At 29.2% G+C, this 20,862-nt stretch carries 14 protein-coding genes; 8 read left to right on the top strand and 6 right to left on the bottom strand.

Going from position 1 to position 20,862, the window contains the following annotated elements:
- From ACY2RW_RS09720 to ACY2RW_RS09695, 6 genes are all read left to right on the top strand, one after another.
- On the top strand, positions 1–321 hold the full coding sequence (locus ACY2RW_RS09720) for an SUF system Fe-S cluster assembly protein (protein WP_490122532.1): 321 nt from the start codon (positions 1–3) through the stop codon (positions 319–321).
- 105 nt (positions 322–426) lie between these two features.
- Entirely contained in the window at positions 427–936 is a 510-nt protein-coding gene (locus ACY2RW_RS09715; protein ID WP_490122531.1) for a DUF2480 family protein, read from the top strand.
- A gap of 47 nt (positions 937–983) precedes the next feature.
- Positions 984–1,847, top strand: a complete 864-nt coding sequence (locus ACY2RW_RS09710) for a DUF3078 domain-containing protein (protein WP_490122530.1) — start codon at positions 984–986, stop codon at positions 1,845–1,847.
- 62 nt (positions 1,848–1,909) lie between these two features.
- On the top strand, positions 1,910–2,812 hold the full coding sequence (locus ACY2RW_RS09705) for a DUF3078 domain-containing protein (RefSeq protein WP_490122529.1): 903 nt from the start codon (positions 1,910–1,912) through the stop codon (positions 2,810–2,812).
- Positions 2,813–3,097: 285 nt separating this feature from the next.
- Complete coding sequence (locus tag ACY2RW_RS09700) at positions 3,098–5,470, top strand: polysaccharide lyase 6 family protein (RefSeq protein WP_490122528.1); 2,373 nt, start codon at positions 3,098–3,100, stop codon at positions 5,468–5,470.
- 368 nt (positions 5,471–5,838) lie between these two features.
- Positions 5,839–6,174, top strand: coding sequence for a hypothetical protein (locus tag ACY2RW_RS09695; RefSeq protein WP_490122527.1), 336 nt, complete (start codon positions 5,839–5,841; stop codon positions 6,172–6,174).
- A 131-nt stretch (positions 6,175–6,305) separates the two neighbouring features.
- Here the strand turns inward: ACY2RW_RS09695 and ACY2RW_RS09690 are convergent, their stop codons facing one another.
- From ACY2RW_RS09690 to ACY2RW_RS09665, 6 genes are all read right to left on the bottom strand, one after another.
- A complete protein-coding gene (locus tag ACY2RW_RS09690) occupies positions 6,306–7,199 on the bottom strand; it encodes a polysaccharide lyase family 7 protein (protein ID WP_490122526.1) in 894 nt (297 codons plus the stop codon).
- A gap of 271 nt (positions 7,200–7,470) precedes the next feature.
- Positions 7,471–8,628 carry an alginate lyase family protein gene (locus tag ACY2RW_RS09685; RefSeq protein ID WP_490122525.1) on the bottom strand — a complete coding sequence of 386 codons (1,158 nt, stop codon included), beginning with the start codon at positions 8,626–8,628 and terminating at the stop codon, positions 7,471–7,473.
- Positions 8,629–8,749: 121 nt separating this feature from the next.
- Positions 8,750–11,185, bottom strand: a complete 2,436-nt coding sequence (locus ACY2RW_RS09680; protein ID WP_490122524.1) for a glycoside hydrolase family 2 protein — start codon at positions 11,183–11,185, stop codon at positions 8,750–8,752.
- Positions 11,186–11,306: 121 nt separating this feature from the next.
- On the bottom strand, positions 11,307–12,482 hold the full coding sequence (locus ACY2RW_RS09675) for a glycoside hydrolase family 88 protein (protein ID WP_490122523.1): 1,176 nt from the start codon (positions 12,480–12,482) through the stop codon (positions 11,307–11,309).
- Between the two features lie 206 nt (positions 12,483–12,688).
- Complete coding sequence (locus ACY2RW_RS09670; protein WP_490122522.1) at positions 12,689–16,759, bottom strand: hybrid sensor histidine kinase/response regulator; 4,071 nt, start codon at positions 16,757–16,759, stop codon at positions 12,689–12,691.
- Positions 16,760–16,788: 29 nt separating this feature from the next.
- Positions 16,789–18,447 carry a hypothetical protein gene (locus ACY2RW_RS09665; RefSeq protein WP_490122521.1) on the bottom strand — a complete coding sequence of 553 codons (1,659 nt, stop codon included), beginning with the start codon at positions 18,445–18,447 and terminating at the stop codon, positions 16,789–16,791.
- A gap of 248 nt (positions 18,448–18,695) precedes the next feature.
- Between ACY2RW_RS09665 and ACY2RW_RS09660 the strand changes: the two genes are divergently transcribed.
- Together ACY2RW_RS09660 and uxuA are read left to right on the top strand one after the other, a co-directional pair.
- Positions 18,696–19,523 carry an SDR family oxidoreductase gene (locus tag ACY2RW_RS09660; protein WP_490122520.1) on the top strand — a complete coding sequence of 276 codons (828 nt, stop codon included), beginning with the start codon at positions 18,696–18,698 and terminating at the stop codon, positions 19,521–19,523.
- Positions 19,524–19,659: 136 nt separating this feature from the next.
- Positions 19,660–20,847, top strand: a complete 1,188-nt coding sequence (uxuA, locus tag ACY2RW_RS09655) for a mannonate dehydratase (protein WP_490122519.1) — start codon at positions 19,660–19,662, stop codon at positions 20,845–20,847.
- Positions 20,848–20,862 lie beyond the last annotated feature (15 nt).

Raw genomic sequence — 20,862 nt, 5'->3', positions numbered from 1 at the left:
ATGACAGATAAAGAATTAGAAGAAATAGGAGATAAAATTGTAAGGGTTTTAAAAACCATTTACGATCCAGAAATTCCAGTAGATATTTACGAATTGGGTTTAATTTACGATGTTTTTGTTTCTGATGAAAACAACGCAAAAATATTAATGACTTTAACATCTCCTAACTGTCCAGTTGCAGAAAGTTTGCCAAGAGATGTAGAAGATAAAGTAAAATCTTTGAAAGAAATTAATGAGTGTGAAGTAGAAATTACTTTCGACCCAACTTGGACTCAAGAAATGATGAGTGAAGAAGCGAAGTTAGAATTAGGAATGCTTTAAAGTTAGTTGGCAGTATTCAGTATTCAAAACTAAAAAATTCTAATGACTGTCATTTCGACGATAGGAGAAATCTCAACTTTGAAACTTTGAAACTAATTATAAAAAATGGCAGAAGAAATTATAAATAGAGTATCAAGTAGCAAACTAAAAACCTTTGATCTTGAGGAAATTTATCCTGAAGGAGAAAGAGTATTGTTTGATATTAAAGACTGGTTGTTTCAAGAACTTATTTTAAAAGAAAGAGATTTTAGAGTGTTGGTTAAAAACCATGACTGGTCCCAATACAAAAATAAATTTGTAGCAATTACTTGTTCTGTAGATGCTATTATTCCTTCTTGGGCATTTATGTTGGTGGCTTCAGAGTTAACTCCTTTCGCAAACAAAGTTGTTATCGGAAATTTAGAATTGTTAGAAACTGTTTTGTATCAAGAATTGTTAGAATTTGTAGATTTTAGAGATTTTACAGACGCTCCAGTAATTATAAAAGGTTGTGCTAATAAACCTATACCAAATGCTGCTTTTTCTTTTTTAATAGCAAAATTACAACCTATTGTAAAGTCTATTATGTTTGGAGAAGCTTGTTCTACTGTACCTCTTTACAAATCTAAAAAATAGTTTTATTACTTTGTAGATATGATTACTTTTGTCTGATAATTTTAAAGATGAGAAGACTTTTACTTCTTTTATTATTTTTTTCTACTACGCTCTTTTATTCTCAAAAAAAGAAAAAAGATACATTACCTACCCCTAAATGGAAAATTCACGGAAGATTTGCATTTATTTTTAACCAATCTTCTTTTTCTAATTGGGCTTCTGGTGGACAAAATACAGTTGCAGGAAACATCAATATTAATTATGATTTTAATTACAAAAAAGAAAATGTTAACTGGGATAGTAGAATAATAACTGGTTATGGTTTAAGTCATATTGGTGACAAAGGTTTTAGAAAAACAGATGATCGATTTGAATTTAATACCTTATTAGGTATAAAAACAACTACGTATTGGTTTTTCTCTTTTATTGGTAACTTTAGAACTCAGTATACAAAAGGTTTTAATTATAAAACGGAACCTAAAACATTAGTTTCAGAATTTTTCTCTCCAGCTTATTTAACTTTTGGTCCTGGAATGTTATGGAAAAAATCGGATAATTTAAATATAAACATAGCTCCTGCAACTGCTAGATACACTTTTGTTAATGATTTCTTTTCAGGTAAATTTGGTGTAGAGGAAGGAAGAAATACTGCCTTTGGTTTGGGTTTTAATTTATCTGGCTACTATAAATTATCTTTAATGGAAAATGTAGAAATGGAAAATATTTTAACCCTTTATTCTGATTATTTAGCCAATGTTGGCAATGTAGATATCGATTATCAAACCAATATTAGATTTAAAGTAAATAAGCATATAAAAATGCAAATGACCTTTCATACTATTATGGATGATAATTCTTCAAGTAGAATCCAATTTAGACAGCTATTTGGTTTAGGTGTTAATTATAGTTTTCATCAAAAAGTGACTTATTAAAACTTTTATTGTCTAAGAAAGAAAAGTGTATTTTTGCACGCTTAAAACAAAATTATATTAAAATGAAAAAATTATCAATCTTATTTTTATTGGTATGTATTAGTTTTTCTGTAAACGCACAAACATCAGAAGAACTAAAAAAAGAATTAAAAGAAAAAAAAGGAGAAATTTCTAAATTAGAAGGAGAAGCTAAAAGCTTACAAGCAAAAATAGATGCACTTCCTGGTTGGAGAAAAGGGGCTTTTGGTACAATTGGAGCTAGTTTATCTGGTTTTAATAATTGGTATTCTAGAAACGCACCAAATGCTTCTGCAGGTAATATTGGTATTACAGTTAATGGTTTTGCCAATTTAATTGAAGATGATTTTTTCTGGAGAAACTCTGCAGCAATTAATTTAGGTTGGGTTAAATTAGATGATAAATCTGTTTCTGGAGATGAAGATTTTGAAACTGCATCAGATGTTTTTACAATTTCTTCTTTATATGGTAAAAGATTAAACAAAAAATGGGCTTTATCTGCTTTAGGAGAATATAGAACCACGATTATAGATAATTTTAATAACCCTGGATTTTTAGATCTTGGTATTGGTTTTACTTGGACACCAACAGAAAGATTAGTTGTAGTTATACACCCAGCCAACTATAATGTTGTTTTTGCAAAAGGAGAAAATATTTTTAGTTCTTCTCCTGGTGCTAAAGTTGTGGCAGATTATACTGCTAGCTACAACAAAATTAGTGTAAAATCTAACTTATCTGTTTTCCAAAGTTATAAAGATTCTAATTTATCTAATTGGACTTGGACAAACTCTTTTGGGTACACAATTTGGAAAGGTATAGGTTTAGGTTTCGAATTTGGTTTAAGAGACAATAAACAAGAGGCTGCAAATTCTCAGGGAGTAGCTTTAGATGCTGCTGATAACAAATTACAATCTTTTTGGCTATTTGGTTTGAATTACAATTTTTAAATCAAACAAAAATTTAAAATTTTTTAAAACCTCGAAATTGTAATTTCGAGGTTTTTTATTTCTATTAATTCTTTACATCTATTCTTAAATTTAAAATAACTTTTATATATTTGGTTTACCAAATTGGTAAACCAATTTTTTAATTGTAAATTATTCCTTTTACATCTTAAAAAGTACTTTTTAGGTTCAAAATAATTTATAATTAAACTTTCAGAAATTGGAAATGACACAATTGGTTCGCTTTTTGATTAAATTAGTAATATCATAATATATAAAATCATTTTCATGAAAAAAATAGTTTTCTTATTCATAATAACTCTTTCAATTCTTGCAAATGCCCAAGAGGTTTTAGTTTCCAATATTACAGCTTATAATAGTGCTATAAAAGCTGCAAAACATGGAACAATAATCGTTTTAAAAAACGGAATTTGGAAAGATGTAAAACTAAACGCTTATGGAAATGGAACAGAAGATGCTCCAATTATAGTAAAAGCAGAAACACCAGGAGAAGTAATTATTTCTGGAAATTCTACCTTAAATATTTATGGAGAATATGTAATTGTAAGTGGTTTGTGGTTTAAAGATGGTGATTCTTCTTACAACTCTGTGGTTCAGTTTCGAAAAAATTCTAAAACTTTTGCAAATCATTGTCGTTTTACAAATTCTACCATTTCTTATTACAATGTAAAAGACGGAATTAAAGATCATTGGGTAGATATTTGGGGAAAAAATAACAGAGTAGATCATAATAATTTTACAGGAAAATTAAGTCCTGGAACTACTTTAGTAGTTTGGCTAAAAGGCGAAGAACATATAGAAAATAATCATAAAATAGATAATAATTTATTTGGTGCAAGACCAGAATTAGGTATTAATGGTGGAGAAACCATAAGAATAGGAACCAGTACAAACTCTAAAAAATCTTCTAAAACTTTAGTAGAAAGAAATGTTTTTGCAGGTTGTGATGGAGAAATAGAAATTATTTCTAACAAATCTGGAGATAATATTTTTAGAGACAATTTATTTGTAGGTAGCAAAGGTGCTTTGACCTTAAGACATGGAGATAATGCTTTGGTAGAAAGAAACGTTTTTTTAGGAAATAATGTTGCCAAAACTGGTGGAATTAGAGTTATAAATTCTGGGCATATCATTAGAAATAACTTAATGATTGGTTTAAAAGGAGATGGTTACAGAGGTCCAATTGTGTTAATGAATGGAGTACCAAATTCACCACTTAATAGATACGAACAGGTTAAAAATGTAGATATCCAGAACAATACTATTATCAATTCTGGTCCTATTTCTTTTGGAGAAGGTAAAGATGATGAGAAAAGTTTAGCGCCTAAGAACGTAAATTTTTCGAACAACTTAGTATATCATAATACATCTACAGAAAATGTAATTTTTGTTGATGAATCTTCTGATATCAACTTTAAAAATAATTATATAGATGCAAAAGGGAGTAGCGAAAAAGGTTTTAAAACCGCCAAAATAAACTGGAAAGAAATTCAAAGTTTTCCAATACCTACTGCCAACAATGCTGATTTATTAATTGCTTCTAAAAACGATAAAAGTCCACAAGAAGATATTACCAAAACTATTAGAAGTACTTATAATGTTGGTGCATTTAATTTAGATGCAAAAAAACTACCAAAAGCTCTATTATTAAGAGCAGGTCCAGGTTGGAAACCAAAAATTGTTACACCTGCTATAAAACCTAAAGAAATTACTGTAGAACCAGGTCTAGAAACATTAAGAAAAGCAGTAAGTAAAGCTACACCAGGCTCTATTATTCGCTTAAAAACAGGAGAATATATTTTAGAAAAAAGTATTAAAATTTCTAATAAAATTTCTATAATTGGAGACAAAGGTGGTGCTTCTATCCTATCCGTAAAAAAAGATTTGAATAAATCCTTTACCTATTTATTTCGTTTAAACGAAGGCGCCCATTTAAATTTAAGTAATGTAATTATAGATGGCGAAAATTCTAGTCCTAAATACGCAATTGTATCTCCAGACAAAAAAGAAAGTGGTCTCTATAATTTATTTGTAGACAATGTAGTTTTTATAAACTTTACAAATAAAGATGGAGGGTCAATATTTAAAGCGTATAATGGCACAAAAGCAGATACTTTAAGTTTTAAAAATTCTCGATTTGAGAATAGTTACAGAGGCTTAAACTTATCTTATGATAAAGATATTATGGGTTTTTATAATGCTAATGTTATTCTTTTAGAAAATACTGTTTTTAAAAATATTGAAGAAGCAGCTGTAAATTATATTAGAAAAACGCCTGCAGAAGATATTCCTGGAGGAAAATTAGTTATCAAAAACTGTGTTTTTAGTGAAGTTTTTAATCAAGAAAAAGGTAAAATTTTAAAAACAAACGGAATTCATGCAGTAGAAATTACAAATACAGTTTTTGACAATAGTTATCGTATAAAAACGCCTGTAGAATTAAAAGGGAGATTCAACTTTATAAAAAATTGTTTATTACATGATAGTGGTTTTGTAAAAGTTAGTAAAGGTGCAAAAAAGGAAAATGTCTTATACAAAAACCCAAAATGGGATGATGATACATTGTTTATACCGAGTAAAAAATCGCCATTATTAAAAGAAAATAATGAGATTGGTAGCATTGGGTTGAAAAAAGAGTAAACTTTTTATTTAAAATTATAAACCCTTTACGTTCTTATGTTAGATTTATTTCTATTTAAAAACTTAAAAGGTTTTTTTTTATAATTACTTTAAACTTTTTTTTATAGTTTTTGTATTTTTGGTTATTTAGTTGTTATAATATGAGTTAGCAACTAATTACTCACTCAAAATTTGAAAAGCTGAAAAAAATCGGTATTAAAAAATATTCTTCAATCATATTTTACAAAACCAAAATAAAAAATTGGAATAAAATAGGAAAAATCAAAAGTTTTCTAATTTTACTGACAAGCATTTTACCTTTAATTCTGTTTAAAGTTAGAGAAGATTTAGATTTTTTAAGTAACTCTGAAATATTAGGTATGAGTATTATGATTCTTGTCTTTGTAATTTTATTTTTAGTATTTATAACTAAATTTTGGGGTTGGTTCGGAATTGAATTCAAAAAACCTAATTGGAATGAAAATCCTCTTTCTTTAAATTCATCAAAAATCTTGAATTTTTTCCAATTTATAGGGTATTGGTTTATAATTTCTGGAATTATTAATATTCTTTTTACTGGAGTTTTTCATCAGAAGTTTGACAAAGAAAGTATTTTATTATTTATTTATGGAATTGGTTTATTAATTGGAATAAAATTGAGTTTGAAAATATCAAATAAAAACGAAAATAAACAACAGTTGTCAACACCTAATAGAAAACACTAAATTAGTGTTTAATTAAAATAAGTTATTTTTTTTGCATTTCAGAGTTTAGTCAAAAAAAACTTTAACTAAAAAGCTAAACAATTAAATTTAAAAGCCTAAACACAAAATAAAAGTGTCTAGGCTCTTTTTAATTAATAACTCTCGTATTTATTTAATTTTAGATCATAAAATTCAACTTTACCCTGTTCATTATTATTTGCACTAAGTAAATAAGTTCCTGCTTTAAAATATGTGGTAGATGTTCTATAAGCAGACTGTATAGATTTCCCATTGTTTTTCCAAGTACCATTATGTTTTACTCTAACCTTATTACTCCAAACACGCATTGTAATATTAAAAATTTCACTATTAATTTTTAAATCAGAATCTAAAGTAACATCACCAGAAATACCCCCACCAGAAAGTAATAATTTAAATTTTCCGTTAGATTTTTTAACTTTTATAACTGCTGTATCACTTCCTCCTTTTCCACCAGAATGAACTTGTGCAATTACTAAACTAGATCCACTGCTAGAAGGTGCAGCAGTTACTTTTGCTTTAAAAATTAGCTCTTTATAGTCGCTTCTATTAGTGTTCCAACCTGCATCTTTATCAGCGTTTGAACCTGATTTCTTTTTGGTACGCTCTCTTAGTTCACATCTTGGATTTGGCGAATTTCCTGAAGTAGGATCATCTCCATCAACTCTAAAACGCAATCTATTACAAGAACTTCCTACCATTTCAAATCTACTTGAAGAAATATCTTTAAAATATGGAGATGGAGATTTCCATCTGTAAGCTGTTTTTGCAGAAGAACCACTTGGGTATTGCACTTTCCAGTTAACATTGTTTGTGCCATATTTACCTTGTAACCAAGCATAAGGTTTTTTGGAACATTTGCTTAAAATTTCATTCTCTTGTAATTCGTTGGTATTTATAACATCAGTATCTATTTCATTTAATTCTTCTGTTGTACATGAAGAGAAAGAGAATACAATTAAAAATAATGTGGCCATCAAAGCTGTAAATTTTGTGTTTGTTTTCATTTTAAAAAAGTTTTAAGGTTATAAAAAAAATGCCTGACGTAAAATTTAATTACGTTTTGCTTTTTCAAAATAGGTAGAATTAGGCAATTAAAAGTTCAGCAAAAGTATTTGTAAAGTGTTGATTTTATAGTGATAAAAGCTAAAGTTACTAGATACAATAATGGTTAACCAGATTTTTAACTAGAAAAAAATATTTACAATTTTAGAACAATTATTCTACAGGATTTGTACAATTACAGTTTTTTAAAAATTAAACTTTGTACAATTAAAATTATTTTACCCACAAAACAGGATTCTTAACAATGGTATTTCTTACAATTTCTGGAGTATTTTCATCATATTTTAATGATTTCCAGAGTTCTAAGTACTTTTCTTCATTAGAGTTTAAACCTATAAACAATAGTGAGGCTTGTTTTATAGGCCAATTGTTCCAATACATTACATCTTTTTGATAAGGCCAATCTTCTTTATTTTTAATAAATGGATATAAAAATTTCATTCCTAATTGAATGCTTTTTCCATCTTTGGTTTTGTAATTGAAAAGGTTCTCATTTTCTGTTGATAAAAGCTGCACCAAACTAACCATAGCATCTAAATTGAATAAAGAATATCCATAAGGTTTTGTTCTTGCAGTTTCTTTTGGAAAACTACCATCTAAAGCCATTTGACTGGGTAATAATGTATTTTTATAAAAATTTCTACAATTTTCTAATTGATTTTTATCATCAACCAAATACGCAAAAACAGCCACTTGCAACCCCCAACAAGTACTATGATTATTGCCATTATTTTTTTCTTTTTCGCCAAATTTATGCGTTGTTAGCCAGTTCAAATATTCTGCAAACCAATTTTTAATCGCTATTAAATCATTTGTATCTATTGTTTTTGAGTTTTCAATCGCTTTAATTGCCAAAGCCACTTCTATTAAATGAAGTGTATCAATAATGCCAATTCCACGTCCTGTAACTTTACCTTTTATGGCTTGTGCATATAATAAATTTGGATTCATTTTGGTTTCCTCATTTACAAACCAAGCTTTTAAATGCGGAAGCAAAGCTTCTACATATTTTTCATCATTTGTAATTTTGTAAGCAGATCCCAAACTTCCAGCAATGTTGCACAAACGAATCATTGCTTTTCTATGTGCTGTAAAATTATCAGGATTTGTCAATCCATCTTTTCTGATGTAAGCGCCTTCTAAATCTTTTGGATTTGGCCACCAGTAATCACCTTCAGAATAAAAGTCATGTTGGTTTCCTGCACTTCTTTTAGCAATATTTGCAGTAACTGTTATTGGTTTCGAAGTTAGAAATTGTTCAGCATTTTTTAAAACACGTCCTTTTTCAGCTTCAATTACATTGAATTTATGTTCTTTTTTACAACTGGAAAGTATTATAACAAAACATATAAAGTAGAGTGTTTCTTTCATTTTTAAGAGGGATTTAGGTTTCGACTGCGCTCAACTAGATAATTTTATACACCTAGTTAGAAATTAAAATCCCAAACTTATTTATAAGAATGGGATTTCAACGTTTTAATAATCAATTAAACTACTCAATAGTTAAATACGTTCCTTTAAAACTTTGGTTTAAAACCATCATTACTAAAGGTCTGTCTTTTGAGTTTCTTTTTACTTCTATAGACGCTTTTCCATTAGCCATTTCTATAGATTCACTTCCTGTTGGTGTTCCTAAACTTTTCATGGTTTCTCCTCCAGACATACATTGGAAATACACTCTGTCTTCGTAATCTAAGCAACGTAAACCTTTAGCATCATGTGCAATTGCAGTTACTAAATAGTTTCCGTTTTCTAACTCTTTGTAAGATAGTTTTAAGCCTTTTGCTTTTCCGTTTTTGGTAAATCTGTAATTAATTTTTAATTCGTCTTTTACAGTTTTTCCATCCGAAGTTTTTCCTTTAGAAATTAATATGTTTTCACCTTCTTTAAATTGTAAATTCCAATTTAAACCTGCAGCAGGAAAATCTTTGGTATTTCTCATTTTTGTTCCTAAACTTTTTCCATTTAAAGACAATTCTACTTCTGGGCAATTACTATATACGCTTATATCTCTCGCCAAACCTTTTGGGCCTTGTCTTTCTGTCCACGTATGAGATTCTATGTAGGTAAAAGGCTCTTTACTCCAGTAACTTTTAAACACATAAAAGGCATCTTTTTTGTTTCCAGCTCTGTCTACCAAACCTTTCTGATTCATATAAGGAATCGCATTTTCTGGTCTTAAAGGCGTACCAAAATCTTTAAAAGCCCATTGCACATTACCCACAAAAGTGTCGTCATTTTCCGAAATTCTTAAATGCCAATCAAATAAATCTACAATGTAATTTTCGCTCCAATCTCCTATTTGAGCAATGTTGGCAACATCTGTTTGCACAATAGCTTCTTCCCAACCATCAGCTTGTATTTTTCCTTCTCCAGTAATTGGATTTTCAGTATGCCTACCAACATGACTGGAACCTCCATATTCTGCATGCAAGAAAGATTTGTATTCCTTTTTATATTGATCAATCGCTTTTTGGTAACTTTTATAAGAACCAGAATACCAACCAGACCAAATGGATGGCGAAAAAACATCTACAATATCTGCACCTTCATAATATTTTCTGATAGCTGTTTTTCTTGTTGGATCTAATTTGTGCGCTAAATCGTTAATTTCTGATAAAAAGGCACTCAATTTTGTCTTATTTCCACCATCTTCAAAATCTGGCAACCAATACATTTCGTTACCTAAAGACCAAATTACTATACTTGGTCTGTTGTAATTTTGAGCGATAATTTCTGTTAACATATTTTTAGTGTTTTCTTTCCAATTATCGTTTCCAACACCACCTCTACACCAAGGTAATTCGTCCCAAACCAATAAACCCAACTCGTCACAAGCTTTGTAAATTTCTGGATCTTGTGGATAATGTGCCAAACGTACAAAGTTGGTGCCCATTTCTTTAATGAGTTCCATATCTGCTCTGTGTTGGGCATTTGTCATTGCAGCACCAACTCCAGCATGTTCTTCATGCCTATGAGTTCCTCTTAACAACAAGCGTTTTCCGTTTAAAAAGAAAGCTCCATATTCTTTAAATTCAAACCATCTAAAACCAACTTTATCAGAAATTTTATCTATCGTTTTTTCTTTTGATAAAAGAGCCACTTCAATGGTATATAAATTAGGGTTTTCTGTATCCCATAATTTAGGATTCGAAATATTATCAAAAATTATTTTTGCTGAATTATCAGTAACTGAAAATTCTTTTTCTACAACTGTTTTTCCATCAGCATCTAATAAAGCCACTTTTACTTTTGATGAATCATCTCCATTTACAACAGCAACTGTTCCTTTTAAAGTTGCATTTTCATTAGATACTTTTGGTGTTGTATATTTTAGATTTGCTAGGTGTGCTTTGGGTTTTGTTTGCAACCAAACGTCTCTTGTAATTCCACCAAAAATAAAGAAATCACTTTTTTGTGATGGAATGATTTCTGGATCGTAACTATTATCTGCTCTAACTACAATCTCGTTCTTTCCAGCTTTTATTTCACCAGAAATATCAATGGTAAAACCAATATAACCTCCAATATGACTGCCTACTTTGTTTCCATTTACAAATATTTCTGAAGTAATATTTACGCCTTCAAAATACAATTCGTAAATCTCATTTGAGTTGATGTTAGAAATTTCCACCTCTTTTTTGTACCAACTTCCACTTCTTCTGTAACCAGGCACAACATCTGTAGCATCTAAACTATTCCAAGAATGAGGTAAGTTTATTTCTTGCCAATTGTCCATATTTAACGCATCAGAAATATTTTGAGTATCGTTTTCTAAATACAACCAATTTTTGTTGATGTTGGTTTTTGTTCTTTCTGATGATGTAGTTGTATTTTCATCAGAATTACAAGAAAAAGAAAAGAATATCAAACTAAAAAAGAGAATAAGGTTTGATAATTTTGGTTGGATTAAGTGTTTAGTTTTCATATATTTTGATAATATTTATCTCTGTTATAATCCTGCAAGGTTTCAAAAACCTTGTAGGTGTTTTTTAGTTGTTTATTATATACCTACAAAGTCAAAAAAAAGACCTTGCAGGAGAAACTCTTTATCTATTCAAATTATCCAAACGTAATAAAGTTTCTAAAAAGTAATAATCGCCATAAACGATAGGCTCATCCATTTCGTCTTTTTTAGGCCAATTACCTGTACTGTGTTTTAATATAAATGGGGCTTTAATTGTAGGTTCTAAAATATATTCCTCACTTTTTAACGAGTTGATTACCTTTTTGCTGTAGTCTAAATATTTTTCATTTTTAGTATATTGATACAACTCAACCATTGCAGAAGAAATTACAGTTGCTGCAGAAACATCTCTTGGTGCATTTGGTATTGCAGGATCTTCGAAATCCCAATAAGGAATGCCATCTTTTGGTAAATTTTTATGATTCAAATAGAAATTTGCAGTGGATTCTGCTTGTGCCAAATAGTTCTCGTCTTTTGTATATCTGTAAGTCATTGTGTAACCATAAATGGCCCAACCTTGTCCTCTTGCCCAAACTGAATCATCATTAAAACCTTGGTGTGTCACTTTCATTCTGATTTCGCCATTTGTAGGATTGTAATCTACCACATGAAAACAGCTATTATCTGATCTAAAATGATTTTTTAAAGTAGTATTTGCATGTTTTACAGCAATTTTATGAAACGTGGAATCTTTAGAAATTTTTGTAGCCTCGAAAAGCATTTCTAAATTCATCATATTGTCTATAATTACAGGAAAATCCCATCTTTTTTTGTTAAAATCCCAAGAACGGATGCTCCCAACAGTATCATTATATCTCGAAATTAAGGTTTGCGAACTTTTTACAATGACGTCTTTATAATGCTGATTTTCCTCATGCTTTAAACCTTGCCCAAAACTGCAAAAAATTTTAAAACCCATATCATGAGTTCTATCATTATACTTTTCTTTCTCTATAAAAGCAGTCCATTTTTTTGCTAATTCTTTGTATTGATTATTTTTAGTTAATTCATAAATCTGCCATAAATTTCCAGCATAAAAACCACTTGTCCAATCTTTAGAAGGCACTTTATTAATTTCATTTTTTACCACAGAATAACTTCTTGGAAATGCCAAAGAATCTGGAATGTAGTTTAGTAGTTTTTCATATCTGTTTTCCAACGCTTTTTCTGGATTATAAACATCCTTTTTTTCGGTTTTACAAGATGTAAGAAAACCAAAGAACAAAAGCGATAAAATAAAAGAGTATTTTTTTAACATAAGATTTAAAAATTAAAAAAAATAAATCATCGCCAAACTTCCTAAAACAATAATTGCCATTAGCAACATTTCTTGTAGGGTTAATTTAACGTCGTTTTTTTTCATGCACTAAAATTAGCAGAAATAGAAGTTACAGAAATCCCAAAAAGGGTACTCAAACATCCAAAACCTTATATTTAAAGTAGAAAATGGTGTTTGTTAACTAATTAATAATCTGAAAACTTATTTGCATACTGTGAGGGTGTTTCTCCATATTTCTTTAAAAAACACTTGCTAAAGTACTTTGGGTTTTTAAAACCAACTTTGTAACTCACTTCAGAAATATTTATTTTTCCTTGTTCTAATAATTGTGCTGCACGTTTCATTCTAAAATGTTGAATAAAATCGTTTGGCGTAAAATTGGTCCATGCTTTAATTTTAATGAATAACATGGTTCTACTCACTCCTAATTCTGAACAGAAAAAAGGAATATCAAAAGCTTCGTTAGAAATATTATTTTCTACAATTTCCAACGCTTTTTTGTATAACTTTTCATCTAAAGAAGAAATTATTACTTCACTCGGATTCAGGTTGTTTTCACCAGCATATTTTTCTTTTAATCTGTTAGATGTTTGTAACAAATTTTTAATTCTTATTTGAAACTCATTCACATCAAAAGGCTTGCTAATATAATCGTCTGCGCCACTTTCTAAACCTTCTAATTTGTAAATTAACGAAGATCTTGAGGTTAATAAAATTACTGGAATATGACTCGTTTTTATATTGTTTTTAATTTCTGTACACAATTCTGTACCCACCATAACTGGCATAATTACGTCACTCACAATTAAGTTTGGCAAGTATTTTTGTGCCATTTTTACGGCTATTTTTCCATTTTCTGCTTCTAAAATATTGTAGTTTTCTTTTAAAAGACTTTTCATAAGCTTACGCAAAGGTTTACTGTCTTCTACCAGTAAAATGGTTGGTTTATCTTTATCGTTTATAGCATCTATTAACTCATCTTCAAAAATAATTGGTTTGTTTGGTTGGATTACATATTGAGAAACATCATCACTAAATTTAAAGTCTTTAATAATTTCATCGTCAGAAAGATGTGCTCTTCCTAAAAGCAATGTTACTGAAAAAACAGAGCCTTCTTCGTTTTTATTACTTTTAACAGCAATTTTTCCTCTGTGAAGTTTTACAATGTTTTTGGCTATAGACAAACCAATTCCTGTTCCTTTGTTGTAATTTTTATGTGCTGCAGATTCATTTTTTATTTCGAAAAAACGTTCGAAAATCTTTGCTTGATTTTCTTTTGAAATCCCAATTCCATTATCTTCTACAGAAATTACAATATTGTTTTCTTGTTTTTTTACACGGATAGAAATTTTACCATTTTTTGGTGTATATCTAAAGGCATTCGAAATTAAATTGTAAAAAACACGCTCTAATTTATAACGATCATAATACACCAGAATCTCATCATCTGTAGTATGAAACGTATATTCGTAATCACCATCATTGGCATATTCTGTAAATGATAAATAAATTTCTTGTAAAAACTTAACAATGTTTCCTTCTGCTGTTTCTAGTTGATATAGATTTTTTTCTAATTTTCTAAAATCCATTAATCTATTAATTAATTGTAACAAGTGTTTTCCGCTATTTTCTACAACTAATAATTTTTTATACATTTTACTACTGCCTTTATAATCTTGTAAAATTTGATTTAAAGGACCTAAAATTAAAGTTAAAGGCGTTCTAAATTCATGAGAAATATTGGTAAAAAACTCCAGTTTTGCTTTGTTTGCTTCTTCAATTTTTTCATTCTCTAAAAGCTCTAAATCTAGCTTGTGTTTTAAACGTGTTTTAGATTGCTGAATAGATATTAAAAAGTACAAAGCAGTCGCAATAATAATTGCATATAGCAAAAACGCCCACCAACTTCTCCAAGGAGCAGGTTTTACATTTATGTTGATGGTGGTTGGATTTTTGTTCCAAATACCATCATTATTTGCACCTTTTACCTCAAAAACATACTCTCCAGAATTTTGAATTGTATAAGAAGCTGTATTATTAGAAGTGGTTGTCCATTCTTCTTCCAAACCTTTTAATCGGTATTTATAGCTATTGTTATTAGAACTGATAAAATTAGGAATTGCAAACTGAAGCGTAAAGTTTCCTTGATTATGAGCCAACGTAATTTTATCTGTAAAAAAAGTGGTTTTTTCTAAAACAGTTTCTTTTTTATTGGCATTGTTTTGTTTTACTTTAAAATCTGTAATCAATACTTGTGGCGAATAATTATTCACCATAAAAGAATTGGTATTAAAAGAAGTAACTCCATTTGGACCACCAAAATAGAACTGTGTAGCATTTATTTTTAAACTAGCATTGTCATTAAATTCATTACTAACTACACCATCTTTTTGGTTGTAAACAATACTTGTTTCTGTGTTGATATTGTATTTTAAAATTCCTTCATTGGAAGAAATCCAAAGATTTTTTTTATCGTCTTCTAAAATGCTATGAATGGTTGTTACAAACCCATTTTCTAATTTTAAAGGAACATTAACAAAGGTATTATTAACGTATTTAAAAAGTCCTTTAGATTTTGTACCCACCCAAATTACATTCGAAATATCTTCAAAGATAGAAGTAATATCATCTCCAGATTGCACTTCGTTATTGTAAAAAAAACGTGTAATTTTTTGCGAATTGTCAATTTTATTTAAACCTCTTTGCGTACCAACCCAAGTATTGTATTTAGAGTCTAAAGTTATGGTTCTTACTAAATTATTGCTTAGAGAAGTATCATTTTTTAAATCATTCTTAAAAGAAGTAAACTTTTTAGAATCTAAATTATATTTAAAAATACCTTCTCCAAAAGTTCCAATCCAAATGGAATTATTTACTCCTTTTTTTATGGCATAAACTCCTAAAGGTTTTAATTTTTCCGAAATTTCTTTTGAAATATAATCGTTTTTAAAACGATTATTTTCAATATCATAAACTGCAATTCCACTATCTAAAGTACCAATAAATAAATATTTATCAACTACTAAAAGCGATTTAATATTATTATTAGATAAAGTAGGATATTCTTTTAGTTTGATAAATTTAGTGGTGTTATTGTTTTTATTATAAATGGTAATTCCTCCACCTTCAGTCCCAAAAAACAACAAGTTTTTGTAATGTTGAATGGAACTAACTACATTATAACTCAATTTTTCATTTCTATTATTTTGCGAAAAATTAGTAAAGTTCACATTTGCATCGTCCCAAAAATTAATTCCTCCATAATAAGTTCCAATCCAAATAGAGCCTTTTTTATCTTTAAAAATAGATTTGATGGTATTTTTACTTAGGCTTTTAGAATCGTATTCTTTGTTTTTTAAAACAGATAATTTATTGTTATTATCTAAAACATTTAATCCTTGGTATGTTCCTATCCAAAGTGATTCTTTGTTGTCGAAAACCAAATTCCTAACATCTTTAAAAACAAGTTTGCTGTTTTCTTCTGATAAATAATTCTCAATTTTATTAGTGACAGGATTTAAGAATAAAACGCCATTCTTTTTAGAGGCGATTAGAATTTCTCCCTTCTCATTTTCAACTAAATCCTGAATATATAAAGGAATGTAATCATCTTTAAAATTAATGTAATTTTCAAAAGAAAAATATCCGTTTTTATTTTCAATAAACTTACTTAAACTTGAAGTTGTACCAACCCAAATATCTCCATTTTTTGCTTCTAAAATTGTTCTTATTTCGTTTCCAGAAATACTTTTTAAATTGTTCTTTTGATTGTAAACATTCGTAAATGAATCCGTAGTTTTATTGTAAATAGAGAGTCCGTTTGAAGTTCCAAACCAAATTTCTCCATTTTGCATTTCTGTAATTGTCCAAATGGTATTGTTGCTTAAAGAATTACCATCATTTGTATGAAAATAACGTTTAAAGCTATCTGTTTTTGGGTTGTATCTATTCAATCCATTATACGTTCCAATCCAAATAAAACCATCAGAATCTTCTAAAATCGATAAAATATCGTTGTTATTTATAGAAGTAGGATCGCTTGTATTTCTATATACAGTAAAAGAATTCCCATCATATTTATTCAAACCATCTCTGGTTCCAAACCACATTTGTCCAAACGAATCTTGCTCTATAGCAATTACAGAACTTTGCGATAAACCTTCAAACGTAGATAGGTGCTTAAATTGATATTCATTAGATTGAGAAAATCCAAAAAAGGAATAAAAAAAGAATAAAAGAAAAATATTTTTAGTCATAAATAAAGAACAATATTATTGAAAGATAACTATTTTTTTAATCTTTTGCCCAATTGATATTTATAAAGCGAAGGAATTTTCTCAAGAGTAAAGTTTGTCATTTCTATATAAGAACTTGGCCCATAATTTATAGTAAATTGATGATTGCCATGAACACCTATTAACCGTGCAAAAGGCCCATCTTTCATTCCGTTTAATAAAATAGGAGAAGCATTATTTAAAGTTCCTAAAACATTTACATTTATATTCCAAAAAGTACTAAAAGCACCATGAGAGGGTTTCCAATAACCAGCTCCACCACCAGCAAAAAGCGGATAACTTCTGTCTTCTTTTGGCGTTAAATGCACTGTAATATTATCAAATAAATTTTGATGATTTGCTCCAGAATGTTGGTCTAAAATAGGGTTTACAAAAACTTCGCAATTCAAATACACGTTTTTGGTAGAAAATGTATTAAAACTCAAAGGATGCACAGCATTATTATACACTTTAATATTCTCTGCCAAAACATTATGTACACCAGCCATTGCAACTGTATAATGAGCCATATTTGCTCCTTTTGTAGTGATGTTTTTAATGGTTGTGTTAGCTATTTCTTCCGTTAAAATTCCACTATCTGCATTTTCAATCACTACATTTTTTACCCAACTATTAAAAACTCGGGTTAAATAAATTCCGTTAAAACCAGGTTCTACATGATGTGCAACTCTTGGTGCGTTTGGAAAAGTTAATTTTATATGCTCTATACCCACTTCTTTTAAATGTTTCCATTCAGAAAGTTGTGCTTTGTAGCTTGGTTTAACATCTATGGTCAGAGGTGATTTTATGGTAACTTTATTTCCTTTAATAGACTCAATAACAACTTGTTGATTTACTAAGGGTAAGTCTGGAAACATCCAATGATGTGAACCAACTTTCAATTTTTCATTTTGATATAAATCGGAAATAATACTCCCTTTTTCTCCATCTTTATTAAACAATTGCAACACAAAAACGTCTCCTTTTTTTAGTTTTGAAGCATTTGCAACTGTAAAAGTATGTTCGCCACGTTTTCCTTTTAAAACATTTGCAAAAACGTTGTAAGGTTGTTCATATTTTTGAAGATAAGATTTTACTCTTACTTTTGGTACACGAGTCCAAATAAAACCACCTGTCCAAGCATATTGCGAAAAAGGCAAATCTATATTATTTTGTTTTTCACGTTGTCTTTTATCAAATTTTAATAAATATTCACGTAATTCTTGTAAATCTTCTGGGTCTTTTACATAGATTAAAGGTCTTGGAAAATAAATTTCTGTTCCCATTTCTCCAGTTCCAGCTCCTCTTAAAACAAAGTTGCTTCTTTCTAAATAAATAATTTCACTAATAATAATTCTGCCCACAGGTAGTTGTAAAGTTACTTTACCATCAATTTTATTGGCTTCTTTTATGGCTTTTATCAAGTTTTTAGAATCGTCTAAACCATCATTTGCAGTCACACCAAAATCGCTTGCTAAAATTACTTTTCCTTTAGAAGTTGGAATTTCTTTTTCTCCATTATGATATCCTGCAAAACTAAAATTAGGTAAATAATTTTCTTTTTTAACTTTTTTATTGCTGATAATTTCTGGGATTTTTTGTCCAAAAAAAGTGTTTGAAAATCCAACAAAGAGTATACAAAGAGATAAAATAGTATATTTAGTTTTCATAAAATAATTGTGATTTACTAAGGTAAAAATAGCCATTTTAATATTTGGGTGAGTTCGTAATAGGAATATTATTGTATGTTTTCCAATTTCAAATTGATATTAAAATAACTTTAATTAATGTGAATTCCGAATTCAATTTTTAAATATAAATAACTGGTATTTAGTGGTTTGAATTTTATTATTCCTTTTACGTATCATTATATTTAGAACAAATAGTATCATTATATTACATTTAAAAAAAACAAAAAATGGGTAAAACAATTGTATTAACTGGTGCTGGAGGCGTTTTATGTAGCACTTTAGCAAAAGCATTGGCAAGAGAAGGAAACAACATTGCTGTTTTAGATTTAAGAAAAGAAGCTGCAGATAAAGTTGCAGATGAAATTAATACAAATGGAGGAAAAGCAATTGGAGTTGCAGCCAATGTTTTAGAAAAAGATTCTTTAGTAAATGCAAAACAAGAAGTAAATGACGCTTTTGGCAAAATAGACATTCTAGTAAATGGTGCTGGAGGAAATCATCCTTTAGGCACGACCTCTAATCCGTTTTTTCAAATGGAAGATTTAAATAATAAAACAGAAGGTTTTAAAACTTTTTTTGATTTAGATCCAAAAGGAATTGAATTTACATTTAATTTAAATTTTTTAGGAACGTTAATTCCTACACAAGTTTTTGCAACAGATATGGTTGGACGTGAAGGTTGTTCAATTTTGAATATTTCTTCAATGAACGCTTTTACTCCATTAACAAAAATACCTGCTTACAGTGGTGCAAAAGCAGCCATTTCTAATTTTACACAATGGTTGGCTGTTCATTTTTCTAAAGTAGGTATTCGCGTAAATGCTTTGGCTCCAGGATTTTTCTTAACAGACCAAAACAGGAGTTTACTAACAAATGAAGATGGAAGTTTAACGCAAAGAGGACAACAAATTATCGATCAAACACCTATGGAACGTTATGGAACTCCTGATGATTTAATCAGTTCAACTAAGTTTTTATGTGATGATGCATCAGCCTTTGTAACTGGAATTGTAATTCCTATTGATGGTGGATTTGCAGCTTATAGTGGGGTTTAGAATCCCATCTTATTCTTCCCAAAGGGAAGAAGCACTGTTGTGAAATTTTTGTGATAATAGAATTAGGTAATTTTTTAATTCGTGAATTCGTGGCAAAATATTTAGAACTTTAAAATCATTAATATTAAAATATAAAATGAGAAATAATTTAGAACAAACTTGGAGATGGTATGGACCAAATGACCCAGTTTCTTTGTCGGATATAAAACAAAGTGGTGCAACAGGAATTGTTTCTGCATTACATCATATACCAAATGGAGAAATTTGGACTATTAAAGAAATTAACAAAAGAAAAGATTTAATAGAGAGTGTTGGCTTGACTTGGTCTGTTGTAGAATCTGTGCCAATTCACGAAAACATTAAAACCAAATCTGGTGATTATAAAAAATATATTGAAAACTACAAACAAACGCTTTTGAATTTAGGTGCTTGTGGAGTTGACATTGTATGTTACAACTTTATGCCTGTTTTAGATTGGACAAGAACCAATTTAGATTATGAAGTTGCAGATAATTCTACAGCTTTACGTTTTGAAGCAGCTGCTTTTGCTGCATTCGAATTGTATCTATTAAAAAGACCAGGAGCAGAAAACGAATATACTGATGCTCAAAAACAAAAAGCAGCTGAATTTTTGAAAAATGCATCTGAAGAAGATCAAAAAAGATTAATTAGAAACATTATTGCTGGTCTACCAGGAGCAGAAGAAGGATATTCTTTGGAGGAATTCAATACCATTTTAGCAACTTATAACAGTATAGGGCCCAAAGAATTAAAAGCAAATTTGTTTTCATTTTTATCAGAAATTATTCCTACAGCAGAACAAGCTGGTGTTTTAATGTGCATTCATCCAGATGATCCTCCTTTTCCAATTTTAGGGTTACCAAGAGTAGTTTCTACAGAACAAGATATTGTAGATATTTATAATGCAGTAAAATCACCAAATAATGGGTTAACCTTTTGTACAGGGTCTTTTGGAGTAAGAGCAGATAACGATTTAGCAGGAATGGTAGAACGTTTAGGAGATAGAATTCATTTTATTCATTTACGTGCCACAAAAAGAGATAATGAAGGTAATTTTCATGAAGCAGACCACTTAGAGGGCGATGTAGATATGTATGAAGTAATGAAAGCACTAATTTTGGAACAACAAAAAAGAATTGCAGCTGGCAGACAAGATGTAAGAATGCCTTTTAGACCCGATCATGGACATAAAATGTTAGACGACTTAAAGAAAAAAACAAATCCTGGTTACTCTGGAATTGGGCGTTTAAGAGGTTTGGCAGAGTTACGAGGTTTAGAAATTGGAATTAGACGTTCCTTGTAAAATGCACAAATTTTC

It is taken from the genome of Polaribacter sp. 2305UL8-11 (genome assembly GCF_058147165.1).
The sequence above is the reverse complement of the archived record's forward strand: the minus strand, read 5'-3'. Positions and strand labels throughout refer to the sequence as shown.